Raw genomic sequence first — 15985 nt, 5'->3', positions numbered from 1 at the left:
ACCGAACAGCCAGTAAGGAGGACCAAACTCAGTCTAGGTGAATAACAAATTTCCAAAAGGGTAGAGCTTACTCTGCCTTGGAATAGAAATAGACTAATAGTCGGTCGTAGTGATGAGTAGAAAATTCCTTCTATTCAAGACGATATAAAAAGATCTTTTTAGAAACACTTCCAAGCGACAACACCCGGAGAAGCTGAACTAGACGCTCTGGGCAGGCAATAAAGTAAGGGGCGACTATTCCCTCTAGCGTCTTTCTTTCAACTGAGTCATGCTTACGCTCACCAGTACCGACGGGCATTAGCCGTCATCTGCGTTATCTGCTCGGTTTGCCTGAGGTAAGCATCGCTGGTTTACCCATTTCGTACTTCCGTTCGAATTCTTTTGATATTGCTTGCGAATACTACCCCTTACATAGACCCCTACAGCCGTTTATTTTCTGTACAGTCAAGATTGCCTAAAGGCTAATTTTCAGCTATGTTGCGAATCCCTTTTTTACTCCGGTTAGCCAGTTTAGGTTTATTACTACCGCCTTTCTTCACTCAGGCTCAGCAAACCTACAGTTGGGAAAACCTACCCGTGATCGACCAGCCCCGCTTTCGGGCCGATACCTTTCTGGTTACTTCCTACGGAGCCAAAGGCGATGGCCTGACACTGAATACGAAAGCCATCAATCAAGCCATTACCGAGTGTAGTCAGAAAGGCGGCGGGGTTGTCGTAATTCCAGCGGGTTTGTGGATGAGTGGTCCGATCATTCTGAAAAGCAACGTCAATCTACACCTGAAAAAAGCCGCGACCCTGCTTTTCTCGCCCGATAAATCCCAATACGCTTTAGTCGAAGGTTTTTACGAAGGCAAAGCCGCTGCCCGTAACCAGTCGCCCATCTCCGGTACGGATCTGGAAAATGTGGCGTTGACTGGTCAGGGTATCGTAGATGGCAACGGCGATGTCTGGCGAGCCGTGCACCAGCGTCAGCTGACCGACACGCAGTGGAAGGAAAAAGTGGCTTCGGGCGGCGTTTTGAGCGATGATCAGAAGACCTGGTATCCAAGTATCGCTTTTAAAATGGCCAGTAAGCAAAACAAAAGCATGTTGCTAACGCCGGATAAGTCTCTTGCCGAGTTTGCCGACATGAAGGATTTTCTACGTCCCAATCTGGTGGTGCTATTGCGATGCAAAAAAGTATTACTTGAAGGGCTAACCTTCCAGAATTCTCCGGCCTGGTGCCTACATCCGCTCCTTTGCCAACACCTGACGCTCCGTAAGTTGACCGTTAAAAATCCGGAATATGCCCATAATGGCGACGGTATGGACATTGAATCCTGCAAAAACTTTCTGGTGGAAGATTGCTCGCTCGATGTAGGTGATGACGCCATTTGCATTAAATCGGGCAAAGACGAAGAAGGCCGTAAACGCGGTGTTCCAACCGAAAACGGGATTATCCGCAACAATGTCGTTTATAATGGTCATGGCGGTTTTGTGGTAGGCAGTGAAATGAGCGGCGGAGCCCGGTATCTGTTTGTCTCTAACTGTACCTTCATGGGAACGGATAAAGGCCTGCGGTTCAAATCCGTACGGGGGCGGGGCGGCGTGGTTGAACATATCTACGCCCGTAATATTTTTATGAAGGACATTGCCCAGGAGGCCATCTTCTTTGACATGTACTACTTCGTGAAATTCGCGACCGACAGCCCCCGCGACGAGCGGCCCGTTGTCAATGAAGGTACGCCCGTTTTTAGAAACATGGTCTTTGAAAATGTCGTGTGTCAGGGAGCTAAAAAGGGCGTTTTCGTGCGGGGATTGCCCGAAATGCCCATTCAGCAGGTACGTATGAAAAACCTGGTACTGGAAACCGAACGGGGCGTTGAACTCATTGATACTCGCGGAATTAGCCTCGAACAGGTGGAACTGGTTACGGCCACCAGTGAGCCGCTCGTTTTCATTGAAAATAGTCAACAACTTACTTTTAATTCGGTAGAATACGCGGGCAAAATGCCCATTCTATTTTCGGTAAATGGTGAACGCAGTCAAGATATCCGCGTACAAAAAACGGACTTTCAAACGAACCAAACTGTCTTTGCCAACGGAGCGAAGGCTTCTGCGTTAAAGTAGAAATGTTCATCATCCGAGCCTAGTCATGCGGGAATGAAACGATCCGTTCGCTTATGAGATTAAGCGAACGGATCATTTCATATATACTAACCCTTATATATATACGTCGATAAATAAAATGCCTTTACCCATGAATCTTGCACTAGTCCAACCTTCATAACTCCGCAGGATTCAATTTGATTAGCCCCGTATGCAATGCGGGGTGCGTCCAGCCCGGCAGTCACAGCTTACCAACGTTTGCGTCCGTAGCAAATGACGGACAACGCGTCCGGGTAGTTTTACTGAGTTTCGGGAAGGAATTTGTAATGGAAGAGAGCGAAATTAAACTTCTATTCTTTTCCCATGATCCTTCCAATCCCGAAGAGGTTCAACCTCCGTTTCCCCGCATGCAATGCGAAGAAACAGGACCGTAGGATACCCAGTCATCCCCAATCATCGGGGTTTCCACCCATCCCCGCCCGCCAGGATCCGTTCCACCGTGTAAGTCTTTGCCTGAGCCGCCGTTAACTGTTTCGACCATTTCGCCCGTTCTGTGGTTCGGGCTCCCGGTCCCCGACTCTGAAATTCAGCGTACAGCACCGTTTGCTCGTTTTCCGGGTTTCGCCAGTTATCCCAACCCACGGGCAAGATATGGACTCCCATTTCCGTACGGATAAAGATCGTCTTCGCCTGCGGTCGCCAGGGACGACCCAGGTATACTTTCGTAGCCGACGGGTCGGCGGTTAAGTTGCAATCCAAAAACGTAAAACCGTACGTCTGATAGGCTGGCGTAGCAGCGGCAGTGATATACGAATCCGAGAGACTTTTGATCGTACAGTTCTGGAAAACGGCAATGCACTTGCCAAAAATGAAATCCGTCGTTCCCTCAATCTGACAATTCAGATAATACTGGCGGCTCCCTTCCCGAGCGGCAAACAACGTATCCTGATTCCCCAGTAACACGCAATTCCGGCAGATAAACCGATCACCCTCTACGTGCAAAGCCACGGCCTGTCCTACCCGACCAGCGGTATTACGAATCGTGAGATTTTCCAGAATAATATCCGGAGCATCCACCAGCACCGTATAGGAAGTATAGGTACTGAATTTGTCCTTGCCCGTGGCGTCTTTACCACCTGGATACGCTTTACCCGAGAAATCATCGCCCGTAATAATCACCCCTTCTTTACTTTCTCCCAGAATGTGAATATTCGGTTTCCAGGAAGGAATGACGAGTTTTTCGGTATAAATACCATTTTTAACGAATAACTTAACCCGTACCTGTGAATGATCGCGAAAGGAATTGACGGCCTCCTGAATGGTTTTAAAATCTCCACTGCCGTCGAGAGCTACGGTAAAGGAGCTTGGGTAGGTTACGGTTTGAGCCTGACTTACGTACGCTAGCAGGTACAAAAAGACAAAAATCAGAATTCGTTTCATCAGATTAGTTGGAAGAGGAAAATACCCGTCGCAGAAAGCCATCTATGTAAGCCAGCGTTGGCGTAAACCAGGGTTCAAAAAACAGAAAAGTATGGGGGGCATTTTCAAACGTATGTACCTCGGAGTAAATGCCGTGCTGGTTGAGAACGGCGATAAAGTCATCTCGTCCGGCGTGCATTCGGGCTACTGAACTATTCAAAAAGAGTGTCGGCGGGGTTGCAGCCCCCACATGTGTTAACGCCGACCCCTGTTTCCATAACTCCGGTTTTGCCGTTTTCGAATAGCCAAACCAGTACGTAGCCGCCGAGGTAGATTTCGAATCATCTCCTTCGCCCGATTCCGGATGAATGAAGGCCAGAATTCCATCCAGGTCGATAATGGCCTGAACGTTACTGGAATCCGCAGAGCCCGAGGCATCAAATGCAGGGTTACCATTGGTAGTGCCGATCAACGCTGCCAGTTGCCCACCCGCCGAAAAACCGAGTACGGCAAGTTTACGTGGATCAATCGCGTAGTTTTTGGCGTTGCGGCGAATCCAGCTTATTGCCGCTTTCAAATCATGAACGGCGGCAGGATACAAAGCTTCGGTCGATAAACGGTAGTCGGCCGTTACGGTTACGTACCCCCGAGCAGCCAGTTGTCCGGCCAGGGTATAGTTATGCGAACGGTCGCCCGACCGCCAGCCACCCCCGTGAATCATCAGAATAGCTGGTCGGAGCTTCCTGGAAGTGGGCTGAAATACATCAAGTTGCAGTTCCCGCCCTGCAGGGATACGTTTGTACGTCTGAGCGGCCGTTTTTCGAACGTTTGCTGGCAAATCTGGATGAGCTAGTTGTAGCTCAGGATGGTATTTCACCTCTTTGGTAAAAGAACCTGCGATACTAAAGCTGGTATCTCGACCACCCGTAGGACCCAACTGAGCCCAGCTCGTTCCAACGAAAAGATTACTCAGCAGAAGCAAAAGATACCGGCTCATCGTTTATCGGTGGTTAAGGGATTCCAATGATCCTCACCCGCCAGAATCGCTGGAATCTGATAGGTTTTGGCTTCTGCTTTCGAAAGCTGCCTGGCCCAGGCAACGCGACGTTTCGGATTGGCTCCCGGTCCTTTGGAAGCGTACTCAGCGTAAACGACCGTCTGCCGGGCCTGCGGTTTATCCCAATCGTGCCAGCCTTCTGCCCGAATGTGTTTCCCTAATTTGCAGGACAGAAAAGTCGTTTTCGCGTAATCCCGCCAGGGCCTTCCCAGGTAGACGGTACCCGCCAGATCATCACCCGTGAGTTCGCAATGCAGAAATACCAAGCCATAGGGTTTACCTTCCGACGTAGAGGCCGCTGTGACATAAGGCCCGTTTTGTTTGCTGTGAATGGTACAGTGATCAAACACCGCCGTCGCCGAACCAAAAATGAAATCGATGGTACCCTCGATGTAACAGTTCTGGTAATACTGCCGTCCGTACTGACCCGGCATACCCAGATACAACGTGTCCTGAAAACCCAGAAAACGGCAGTTGATAAATACCACCCGATCACCGGGAACGAATACCGCCACGGCCTGACCTACGGGGCCGGAGCTGTTGGCAAAACTGAGATTCTCGGCCCGAAAATCGTTGGCTTTCACTGTAAAACTACTCGAATCGAAGGTTCGGAAGGGTTTCCCTGAAGGGCTGATTTTTCCGTTGTAATCATCGAACGTTAAAATCGTGGTTTGGGCATTTTCGCCGATCAGGGTTACGTGATGCTGGGTTGAATCCAGCAGTAGTTTTTCCTTATATATGCCTTTTTTAATTCGAATGGTTACGGGTTCTTTATTAGGTCTGGGTACGGAAGTAAGGGCTTCCTGTAGACGTCGAAAGTCGCCACTCCCGTCCTGAGCCACGGTAATCACTCGACGTTGGCACCAGCCTGACAGACTTAATGGTACCAGAAAAATAATCAGTAAATAGCGGTTCATGAGTTTTGTTAGGGTAAGGGTTCAACACGAAACCAGTCCACATCGGCGTATCCGGAATCATTGATCTGGGCCGTTCGAGTACAGAACAACCCCATCTTGGCTCCAATCCAGCGGCCTACTTCGGACTGAAATTCGGCTCCAGCTTTCTGATACTGAGTTCCGTTGAGACTGTAGCTAAACTGACAACGGGCACCGGGGCGTACTTCCAGTCGCAGGTACACGGGTTGTCCGGCCTTTAGTGAGGTAATACGTTTTTCACTTTCCGGCTGATTGTCCGCCGCTTTTTCACAGACCGCTGATACGAGTTCAATATCCTGCTTCTGACTCTTCAAATACAGGCTGGCGTAACGTAAGCCCATCACCAGCAGCCCCGCTTTTTCGTTGTCGAGCTTGGCATTGGGCGTGAATGTCAATTTAGTAGTAACCTGAAACGTTTCCGCCGGGAATTTTTGCAGAAGTACGTTGGGAATATGCCACAGATTCCGTGCCTCGGCGGGAGCCTGGTACGAATACAGCCGCAGAAAACCTTCTGCTTGCAACATGTGCCAGATGCCCTGCGGGTTAGCCTGCCATTGCCACTGTCGCCCGAGGGTCAGCTGATTGAATTCATCCGATTCGGGTGGCGTCGCTTTGGGGTAAGTCTTGCCTACATTCGGTTTTCGGTGGGTCAGTACGGGCTCGCCCTTGCCATCCTTGTCCGCATCCATGCCAATGACTGGCCAGTCGTTTACCCACTGCATGGGTTGCAAATGCACGATTCGCCCGTAGGCTCCTTTGTCCTGAAAATGGATGAACCAGTCCTCCGATTGACCCTTAACGGGAGGCGTAGTTACCCAGGCCCCCTGGTGCGGCCCATTGATGGGCGACTTTCCCTGATCCATCACTACCCGCCGTTCGTAGGGTCCGTACACGTTTTTCGAGCGAAGCACCAATTGCCAGCCCGTGGAAACGCCGCCCGCCGGAGCAAAAATGTAATAGTAGCCGTTTCGCTTGTAAAACTTGGGGCCTTCTACCGTCGGGTCCAGAACATGTCCGTCGTAGACCAGCACGCCTTCATCCCGTACCTTCGTTCCGGCGGCGTTGAGTTTTTTAACGGTCAGGATGCTCTTGATACCAGCCCGACTCCCCGCCCAGCCGTGTACGAGATAAACCTGGCCATCGTCGTCCCAGAGCGGACAGGGGTCGATTAATCCCTTTCCAGCTTCTACTAGCACGGGTTCCGACCAGGGGCCCGCCGGATTTTTAGCTTTGGTCAGGTAAATACCAAAATCAGGATCCGGATAATACAAGTAAAATTCATTTTGGTGAAAGCGTATTGCTGGAGCCCAAACGCCATTGCCGTGCTGGGTTTTGGAGAAATGATCGAAAGGCGGCTGCCGTCGCAGGGCATGACCAATCAGCGACCAGTTGACCAGATCCTTCGAATGCAGAATGGGCAGGCCCGGAATGGCATCGAAACTCGAAGCCGTCATGTAAAAATCAGCTCCCACCCGGCAGACGTCTGGATCGGAGTAATCAGCATGCAGTACCGGATTTTTATAGGTTCCATCCCCCTGATCCGCCACCCAAACGGTTGAAAGTTCAGCCGAAGGTTTGACCTGTGCCACGGCTGACAAACCCAGCGACAATCCGGCGGCTAGTAATGTAATTTTTTGCATATACCTAAAAATAGAGTACTGGGAGAAGATGCCTAACGGCTGGACTTGAGTTGATCCATTTCCAGAGCTAGCAGAATAAAAGGGCCGACAGATTTGGGATCGTTATCGCGTTTGGCTTCCTGAACGTAATAGGCAAAAGTCCCTGAGCGATAAGGCGTACCGCCCAGCCCTGCTCCCGCACAGGCATCGGTGATGGCCAGGGTTCCGTCCGTTTCCGTTCGAATTTGGTGGGTAAGAATTCCCCGATAGGCTTTCTTGCCAGCTTCCAGACTAGCCGTAGAAGCGTAGCTCTGCCGACCCGCTTTCACAAGAAAATAAGCCAGCATCGTAGAGGCCGAAGATTCCAGATAATTACCGGCTTTGGGTCCGGCGTCCATCACTTGATACCACAGCCCCGTAGCGGGATCCTGGTAGCGTTGTAGCGTTTCAGCCAGATTTTTAGTAATGCGGAGAATGTCCGTTCGTTTGGGATGATTTTGGGGAAAATAGTCCAGTACATCCACCAGCGTCATGGCATACCAGCCCATTCCCCGCCCCCAGACGTGTGGCGAGCGGCCCGTCAGAGAATCGGCCCAGGCTTGCGTACGGCTTTCATCCCAACCGTGAACGTAGAGATTCGTACCGGGCTGTTTGTTATGCTGATCGATAAGGGTGATCTGTCGGGCTACTTCATCGAAAAGTTCGGGTTCCTGAAAGGTATTGGCGTACTGAGCCAGAAATGGGGTCGCCATGTACAGCCCATCGAGCCACATCTGGGAAGGGTAGCGTTTCTTGTGCCAGAAACCGCCCTCACTCGTTCGGGGATGCGTCCGCATTTGGTCCCGTAACATCGTCAGGGCTTTTTTGTACTTCTCGTCACCCGTTTTTTCGTAGAGGGCAAAAACGAACTTGCCGGGATTGACCCAGTCAATGTTGTATGATTCCAGCGAGTAGGTTTTGATGGTCCCATTGGGCTGAATCATGTCATCGGCGTACGCCTTGATGTAGGCGTAGTATTTGGGGTTCCCCTGCCGTTTCCAGAGTTTCTCCAGGGACGTGCAAACGAGACCATGACAGTAATTCCAGCGGGGTTCTTTCGAAAAATCCAGCATCCAGCCCTTCGGATTTCGCTGCATGTCCGAATCAGCCATACGAACGGCCCAGTCGAGCGGTGTCGAAGTTTGGGCGGTTTGAGCGTTTAGTCCGGCAGTAGCGGCGAAGGTAAATAAACCAATTCCCAGGTTTCGAATGAATGCGGGCATCATCAGGCGTTTACGAGGTTCCTTACAACGTAGACGGAATCTGAAGGTCCTTTCCCTTTTTCAAAGTGCTGATTTATGATGGGATAAACGTGCTGAAGAAAGAATTAGGGTAATAACCGTGCATGTTCGGAGTAGCTTTTACTACTCCCTTTGTCTAGTATTCTTTCAATTTAAAATTACCCGGATGAGGGGCGAGTAGCACGTGCGTCGTAAACAAATCCGGATGACCCAAATCCGTAATTGTATATTTAATTTGCCGGGTATTGGCTTCCGTAATCTGGCACGTGTACCAGTCTTGATGCGTTTCATCAAAAAAGCACCACCGCTCCATCAAGACTCGCAGGCCATTGGTTTGCAGGAAGTTTTCGGCCTGTCGTTCCGTGTTGAATACTTGTAAAGGGTATTTGAAAAACGTGTAGGCCTCAAACGGGCCGGTTTCGGAATGAGCCCTTACAAAACCCATCAATTCATCATCTTCTTCCCGTAGTACGGCTTTAAATTCCATGTCATCTATTGTTTACAAGAGCAGTAAAACTAGTTAATGGACCTGATCAGCCCAATCTTTCTCGAATTGCGAACGAGTAATCCGGTACAATACGTGCTCCCTTAAGGGGTGACATACGGCCAGTTTGGGATGCTCAAAATTATTTCCCGGTTGCATGCCCAGCCGTTGCATCAGTCGATACGAGCGTACGTTCGCCGGTACGGTAAAGGAAACGATTTCCGGCAAATGCAGACGTTCAAATCCATCCCGCAGGGCTGCCTGAGCGGCTTCAAAAGCATATCCTTTTCCCCAGTATTCCCGGGCAAATCGCCAGCCAATTTCAACGGCTGGCGTGAAAGTAGTCTGAAAAGGTACGGTTGCTAACCCGCAGAAGCCTAACAGCTTTCCGGTCTCCCGTTCTTCCACCGCCCATCGGCCCCAGCCGTGCGTTTCGAAATGATTTACGAATCTATCCATTAACCCACCACTCTCGGTACGGTTGAGGGGAGCTGGAAAATGGAGCATGACTTCGGGATCCGCGTTCATGGCCGCAAAAGCTTCCTGATCAGATTCCTGCCAGGGTCGTAAGCGTAGGCGGGGTGTTTCTAATGAAATAGCGTTCATTGTTTTTTTAAGGGATGACATCCTGTTCACTCCCCAAAGTTATAGCTCAAGAAAAGGATACGCGGGGTTACTGCCTTCTAGTTAATTAATTCACCTCAAACGAACCCGCACGTACTCAAACGGGTGCATCAAACGGTGTTTTAAACGTAAAGGCAAAGGGCGTAGGGCCGTGTTGATCCAGAAAATCAAGTCGCTGCCGTGCCTGCTCGGCCGTAGGAACAGTGCCTGCTTCAATCCACCACAAGGCTAGCGTTACGGACTTAATTTTAGCAAACCATTCCCGTCGACGTTTCATGATCGTGGCGTGATCCGACCGGTACGTATACGCTTTCAGCGTTTCTACATCTTCCCAAACCGAAAGATTAATCAGAATCATCGGATCCTCGTATGCTTGAATAGACGTCGCATCTCCCGTATCGCTTTGCAATCGCCAGACAAAACCAGGACTGCCATCGGCTAAGGTATTAAGAGGTTCCACACTGGATGTATAGTCCGCCAACTCGGCACTGTCCAAGGGGGCTAGTAAGCGAACGATGTTTACTTGAGCTAATTGATGGGAAATCATCTCTGTGCTACGAAGCGATTAAACAAAACGCCAAATTGCTTCAAAAAGCATTTCTTCTTCAAGTATTCTCGGAATGAACTGGTCAAAAATAGGAATGAATTGTGGGCAGGGCCGCCCTGAAAATATGGCAATTGACTTATGTACCTGAATATAAAAAACCGCCCTTAGAAACTAAGGACGGTTTAACTAATCACACCTAAACTACCTTCGGGTAGTTGCTCTTGATTTAATACGCTTTTGATCGAATTTTTATAAAACGTGGGTATGGATGAACTACACTTTCTTCCGCTCATACGGGGCAAACGCATACTTCTGTGTGAACTACCGAAGCAGATCACACAAGGCTTATCAAATCTATTCATCGGCAAGCCTTTGGTGGCGTGCCGATGTTAGGTTGACAGAGCAGTATTGAAAGTTGAACGAAACTGTTGTAAAGGAAATACCCTTCTTCAAACGAACGAGTACAGAGCGAATATCAAGTGAATGATAGCGGTCATTCATAAGAAGTATGGTTAATACAAAGTGTTTATGTGGTCAGGTGTTTTGTAGGTACAAAGGAATACCTTTCCCAAAGCCCTAGCAATAGTATAGGTTGATGATCTTCTGTAGCATTACTTGTACAGGCTACGCATTACTACTCATTCGGTAATCCGTTTTTACAGAAAACGAAGGATTACTTAATTATACCGAGGAAGGATTCAGGCCAAAGTGTTTTTTGAAGACAAATGAAAAATGCGAAAAGTCCTTAAAACCCACTGCTTCGTAAACTTGCGTGGGTTTTTGTTTCTTCTCCTTTAAAAGAAAATAGGCTGCATTAAGGCGTTTTTCCTGTAGCCACTTGGCGGGCGGAGCGTGGAAAAGTTTTTCGAAATCACGTTTAAAGGCCGAAATACTTCGCCCCGTCAGGTAAGCAAACGTTGTTAAAGGCAGGTTAAACCGAAAGTTCTGTTCCATAAAGGAAGCCAGATCTATTTTGTAGGGTTCGGCGAAGTCGAAGAGTATGTCTTTCAGTTCGGGCTGAATTTTCAGTAATACCAAAAGAGCTTCCTTGAGTTTAAGCTTTACCAGCGTTTCATCCGACGTATTGGCTAGAAATGAATAGGCTTGTAAGGAAGCAATAAAATTATGATACAAGGGGTGATTCGGTAGTACGAGTAGCGGAGCTGTATCCACCCGCCGACTTGATACATAGCCATACTCGCTACTAAACTCCTGCAGCAATTGCTCGCTAAAAGTCAAAGAAATGGCCCGGTACTCGCCTTTTTCCGGCGGTAGTTTCACAAAACGGGCTACTTTATTTTTGATACCTAGATAAAAGGAACCCTCCCCAAACAGGAGGGCCTCTTTTGCATCATACATCTGAATTGCCCCCTGGATCTGATATACGAACACGTAGTCTTTCAGTACATGCTCAGAATCAGAAGTTCGACAGTGGTAACAACTCGTTTTAATCGGTGCATTCATTCGAACTTATCCTTTGTCCTTGGAAACAGTAGCCAAATCAAGTAGACTTTCGACGGAAGCCAGAATGGCCTCTTCCTTACTACGCGGATTCCAGTGTAATACGGTCTTGGCCTTTTCGTTCGAAAGCTGTAACCATAAATCTACTGGTTTTAACCTAGAAACTTGCGAAGCCAGTTCCGGTTTCCGTTCCCGAATGAGCTGAGCAATCGTGTACACATTCATTACCCCATCGGCAGTCGCCAGAAAGCGTTCCCCTTTGGCCTGGGGTAGAGTCATGGCCCTGACGTGCAAATCGGCGACATCACGAACGTCTACCACACCAAAAGAAAAGGGAAGGCTTTCGGTCATTTGTCCCGTCAGAATAAGAGTAACGAAGGCCAGTGAAGTCGAAGAATCATGGGTCAAAGCTGGTCCGAAAATACCCACGGGATTAATGACCGTCAATTCCAGCTTCTGATCCTTTACAAAATCCCACGCGGCCCGTTCGGCCAGCGTTTTCGATTTAATATACGCGTCCTTGGTTTGTGCAGGGTCCGTCCAGTCAGCTTCGGTAAATACGTGATCTTTGGGATCGATACTGTACCCGATGGCTGCAAACGACGAGGTCAATACTACCCGTGTAACTCCCGCCTGACTGGCGGCTTTCAGCACCCGCAAGGTTCCTTCACGAGCGGGTATAATAAGTTCGTTTTCGTCCTGGGGCGATTGAATCGGAAAGGGCGAAGCCACGTGTAAAACGTAAGTACAATCCCGAACGGCCTCTTCCCAGCCTTCATCCTGAGACAAATCAGCAGCAACGAAGCTGAGATCTTCTAGGTTAGTAGCCCCACCCCGGCTGAGCATAGCTTTGACCTCTTCCACTTTCTGCAAAGACCGCAATGTCGTTCGAACCCGGTATCCCTGCCGTAAAAGCTCCAGAATACAATAGCTTCCTACAAAGCCCGAGCCGCCCGTAACCAATACTAATTCCTTATTCATGACTTTCGTACCTTTAGTTGACGCGACAAAATTCGCCCCCGGCCAGTGAGGGGCTATTGTTGTGTAGTCCATTTTTCTTTGTTGTACGGTCCATTTATGCTTTCCATAAAAAAGCAGGCATTTCTTTAGTAAGAAGAAATGCCTGCCTTCAATTTGTTTCCCTCAACGCGGTTACGGAATGCGTACCCTGGAAACCGTAAACGGTAATACGGGTGGCGTTGACCCCATCCGGCGATTGAGTTGCCCATTCACGACTAGAAAATACGGGCCCGCTTTGGCCATGGTCGTATTAAAAAGCAGGTTCTCTCCAAAGCCCGCCCCTACTGTTCCCTGGAGATAATCCGTACTGAGGATAACCGGAAAGAGCTGGTTAACGGCATTTCGTGATACGTATAACATATGTCGGTCCAGCCACAAGCCATCGCCCGCCATCACGGGGGTATTCAGCTGAATTTCCGATATGGCTTTGGTAGCCGTATCGATACGATACAGTTTACCCGACGTGGAAACGACTACAATCAGGTATTTTTGATCCTCCGTTAATTCGATTCCGTTGGCGTTGACCCCCGTCGTAGCAAAAGGAATTTGATCTTGGGTGAACGTCAGCCATTCCTCCACTTCACCCGGCTGATCCGTCGAGACGTCAATACGATAGAGGTGTTGATTTTGAGAATCCGTAAAGTAGGCGTAGCGGTCGCTCAGTATTACGTCGTTCACAAAACCCGTGGTAGCAAAAGAAGTGAGATCCCAGTTTTTCAGCAAACTGCCGTCCGGATTGAGTACCTGAATTTTGTTCTGGGTTCCGCCGCACACCCATAAGCGTCCTTTGGTATCCAGTTTTAAACCATTACAAGTAGGACGATTGGATGAAGCTCCGGCGGAAAACAGGCTGGTTTGCCCGGTTTGTACATTTACTTTTAAAATGTCTCCGGTACCGATGCTTCCTACGTAAAAAAAGCCGGCAGTTGAGTCATAGGCAATGCCTTCGGGAAAGAAGTTATCTCCAGGAATCGGATACCGTTCCAGACTCACTTCAATGGGACCGTCGACGTGATCTTTGACGCAGGCTCCAAGAAGCCATACGAGGCAAAGACCTACTAGAGCTGAGTAATGATTCATACGCAGGGATTGGATGGTTGTTTAGGAAAGTAACAGCTAAAAGAATCATGCTCAGCACTTTAAAAGCGTTTTAAAGGACTACTCTTCTGCTCTCATTTAGCCTTTCCTATTCAATAGAAAATTCCTATATCACCGCTTGAATCGATTCTTTTAAGTGAAAATAAACTTTATACTTAGGCTAGTAAGTAATTTTTTGAGTACTGTAAAATTAATACTACAGTTAATACCAAGTACTACTATTGTATAGCCTTTTACACGCCTGTACCTTTGTATTATAATTGAAGGCAAAGCACGAAGCAACAACACTATTTAAGTTCCTTGTTTGCATGTGTGCAGCTTTAGAAATTGGCTCTCAATTTAGTATTGATAATTGAAAAGTGTTCTGCAAAAGACTTTGTCTTAACACAGAATCTTGAGGTTACTTGTTTGGCGGCAAGTAACCTTTTTTTGTTTTTTGCTTACAGAAAATAGCCTAAAGCAAGTGCTAACTTTATAGCAAATGGTTTATAATTCTTCTGCATTATGGTATATGATTTTACTTTTATTTGCTGCTTTCCTACAAATTAATATTGTTTATTTTAGTCATCAATAAAAATAAGATTACCCAAAATGGATAATCTTATTGAACCTCTATCAGTAATTTTTTAGCAGAATAATTTACGTTTTAGTACCCTTTATTTTGATACATCCCTTCCGGATTGAGTTTATTTTCATCGAAAGGAATGGGATAGTATTGATCCTTGGTACCAAAGTTGGAAAGACGGGCCGTACCGAAATTCGCCTGAGACTTACTTCGCATATAGGTCACCAGTTCGTCGATGGTAAAAAAGCGTAGCAGATCAAACCAACGTTGGTGCTCAAAGGCCAGCTCCACGCGGCGTTCGTGCAAAAGAGCTAGTTTCAACGTCGGAAATTTAGTTCGGTAGCTTTCCTGCTCTTTCATCTCAGCGTACTTCGGACGATTGGCCCGTTCGCGTACCATATCCAGATATGTAATGGCCGTCGCTTCATCCCCGAGATACACATGCACTTCGGAAAGCATCAGGATCACATCGGCGTAGCGGAGCAAAATCCAGTCATTGCCCCCGTAGCCGTTTACGCCCGCTCCGGCACTCACATCCCGGAATTTGGTAATGAAGTAATCTTTAACGGCCGCATCATTGGCGAATTTGATCGAAAAATCCTTCCGCAGATCGCCCTCTTCGTATTCCAGCACCAGATCGCGGGTTACGTTACCGCCGATGCCCGTACCGGGTTTCAGCGAATTAATCGTCTCGCCCTTGGCTTGCGTATTGGCCGCAATACTGGAAGAGAAATTGATGTCGCCCTGCCGGTTTACAATCTGGAAGATGATTTCCGGATTGGTGGATTTCTTGGTCACGTCAAATACATCGGCGTACGGAATGTCTTTCAAATCCTTAAAGGTCCGACGATTGTAGGCTTCCATCAGATTGGTTTTGGCCAGATTCAGGTTGGCCGTCCGATGGGTCGCGTCGAGCGTAGTCGCCATGGTCAGGTACACTTTTCCCAGCAAAGCAAAGGCGGCTACTTTTGAAACGTGCCCTTTCCCCGACAGCGGCTGATGATCGGGCAGCGTACTAACGGTGGCTTCCTTCACATCAGCCACAATTTGTTCGTAAACCTTTTCCTTTTTCTCGCGGAAGGTGTTTGCTGCTACCTCCTCCGTCAGCAGTAATTGCCGCGTTACCAGGGGTACATCGCCCCACTTCCGTACGAGCTGAAAATAAAGGAAGCCCCGGATGAACTTCACTTCAGCCTGGTAGTTCGCCTTTGTTTCCGGATTTGCGTAGCTAACCTTATCCAGGTTGTCGAGCACCTGATTACAGCGGGTAATGGCCTGATACAGGTTCAGCCAATGACGTTTCAGGTAGGTATTACTCGGCAAAATTGAAAAATCATTGAACTGAAAGGGTTCTCCCGCGTTCGACTGGTTGTCGTTACGGCCCGTATCATCGGAGCGTTCGTCGGTATACAAACCGCTGTTTTCGCCAACCGTTTCAGAACTCCGAAGATACTGGTACACCCCGTTGACCGCCAGTTTCACATCATTCTCCGTCTGAAAAAATACGGCGGAAGGAATGGCATTCGGATCACTTTCTTCGAGAAAACTCTTCGAGCACGAACCTAGCCCCAGCAGGAGCGATAAGCTCAGAATAGAAAAATATGTTTTGTTCATCGTTGTATGTCTTGAAAATGGGAGCAAGTCTGGTTGGAGTAGTTTGAGGTTGGAATGGGTTTGATTAGGTTTTAAGTTTGAGTATGTATAAAGCTTGAGCTGGTATAGGGTTTGACTGGATACACGGGTCAAGACGTTCCGGTTAAAAGATGAAACTCCCGTTCTGATTCTTGA

General features: G+C 48.4%; 13 protein-coding genes. 1 reads left to right on the top strand and 12 read right to left on the bottom strand.

Annotated elements, in window-relative coordinates:
- The first annotated feature begins 474 nt into the window (after window positions 1-474).
- Window positions 475-2109 carry a glycoside hydrolase family 28 protein gene (locus C5O19_RS15885; RefSeq protein ID WP_104714371.1) on the top strand — a complete coding sequence of 545 codons (1635 nt, stop codon included), beginning with the start codon at window positions 475-477 and terminating at the stop codon, window positions 2107-2109.
- Between the two features lie 432 nt (window positions 2110-2541).
- On the opposite strand, the gene C5O19_RS15880 is transcribed toward C5O19_RS15885, so the two are convergent.
- From C5O19_RS15880 to C5O19_RS15825, 12 genes are all read right to left on the bottom strand, one after another.
- Window positions 2542-3528: a pectinesterase family protein gene (locus C5O19_RS15880; RefSeq protein WP_104714603.1), complete on the bottom strand. Its 987-nt coding sequence runs from the start codon at window positions 3526-3528 to the stop codon at window positions 2542-2544.
- 4 nt (window positions 3529-3532) lie between these two features.
- The gene (locus tag C5O19_RS15875; protein ID WP_104714369.1) at window positions 3533-4504 is read right to left on the bottom strand and encodes an alpha/beta hydrolase; all 972 of its coding nucleotides are present in this window, start codon (window positions 4502-4504) and stop codon (window positions 3533-3535) included.
- Entirely contained in the window at window positions 4501-5481 is a 981-nt protein-coding gene (locus C5O19_RS15870; protein ID WP_104714367.1) for a pectinesterase family protein, read from the bottom strand. Before C5O19_RS15870 ends, C5O19_RS15875 begins: the two co-directional genes overlap by 4 nt.
- An 8-nt stretch (window positions 5482-5489) precedes the next feature.
- Window positions 5490-7139, bottom strand: coding sequence for a glycoside hydrolase family 43 protein (locus tag C5O19_RS15865; RefSeq protein ID WP_104714365.1), 1650 nt, complete (start codon window positions 7137-7139; stop codon window positions 5490-5492).
- Between the two features lie 32 nt (window positions 7140-7171).
- The gene (locus C5O19_RS15860; RefSeq protein ID WP_243406415.1) at window positions 7172-8383 is read right to left on the bottom strand and encodes a glycoside hydrolase family 88/105 protein; all 1212 of its coding nucleotides are present in this window, start codon (window positions 8381-8383) and stop codon (window positions 7172-7174) included.
- 151 nt (window positions 8384-8534) lie between these two features.
- Complete coding sequence (locus C5O19_RS15855; RefSeq protein ID WP_104714360.1) at window positions 8535-8885, bottom strand: hypothetical protein; 351 nt, start codon at window positions 8883-8885, stop codon at window positions 8535-8537.
- 33 nt (window positions 8886-8918) lie between these two features.
- On the bottom strand, window positions 8919-9488 hold the full coding sequence (locus tag C5O19_RS15850; protein ID WP_104714357.1) for a GNAT family N-acetyltransferase: 570 nt from the start codon (window positions 9486-9488) through the stop codon (window positions 8919-8921).
- A 115-nt stretch (window positions 9489-9603) separates the two neighbouring features.
- Window positions 9604-10053 (bottom strand): DUF3291 domain-containing protein, encoded by a 450-nt coding sequence (locus C5O19_RS15845; RefSeq protein WP_104714354.1) that lies wholly within the window; start codon window positions 10051-10053, stop codon window positions 9604-9606.
- Window positions 10054-10734: 681 nt separating this feature from the next.
- Window positions 10735-11517: a helix-turn-helix domain-containing protein gene (locus tag C5O19_RS15840; protein ID WP_104714351.1), complete on the bottom strand. Its 783-nt coding sequence runs from the start codon at window positions 11515-11517 to the stop codon at window positions 10735-10737.
- A gap of 6 nt (window positions 11518-11523) precedes the next feature.
- Window positions 11524-12495 carry an SDR family oxidoreductase gene (locus C5O19_RS15835; protein ID WP_104714349.1) on the bottom strand — a complete coding sequence of 324 codons (972 nt, stop codon included), beginning with the start codon at window positions 12493-12495 and terminating at the stop codon, window positions 11524-11526.
- 171 nt (window positions 12496-12666) lie between these two features.
- Window positions 12667-13614, bottom strand: a complete 948-nt coding sequence (locus C5O19_RS15830; protein WP_104714346.1) for a Vgb family protein — start codon at window positions 13612-13614, stop codon at window positions 12667-12669.
- A gap of 664 nt (window positions 13615-14278) precedes the next feature.
- Window positions 14279-15811 (bottom strand): RagB/SusD family nutrient uptake outer membrane protein, encoded by a 1533-nt coding sequence (locus C5O19_RS15825; RefSeq protein WP_104714344.1) that lies wholly within the window; start codon window positions 15809-15811, stop codon window positions 14279-14281.
- Window positions 15812-15985: the final 174 nt, after the last annotated feature.

It is taken from the genome of Siphonobacter curvatus (assembly GCF_002943425.1).
GTDB classification, from domain to species: Bacteria; Bacteroidota; Bacteroidia; order Cytophagales; family Spirosomataceae; genus Siphonobacter; species Siphonobacter curvatus.
The sequence above is the reverse complement of the archived record's forward strand: the minus strand, read 5'-3'. Positions and strand labels throughout refer to the sequence as shown.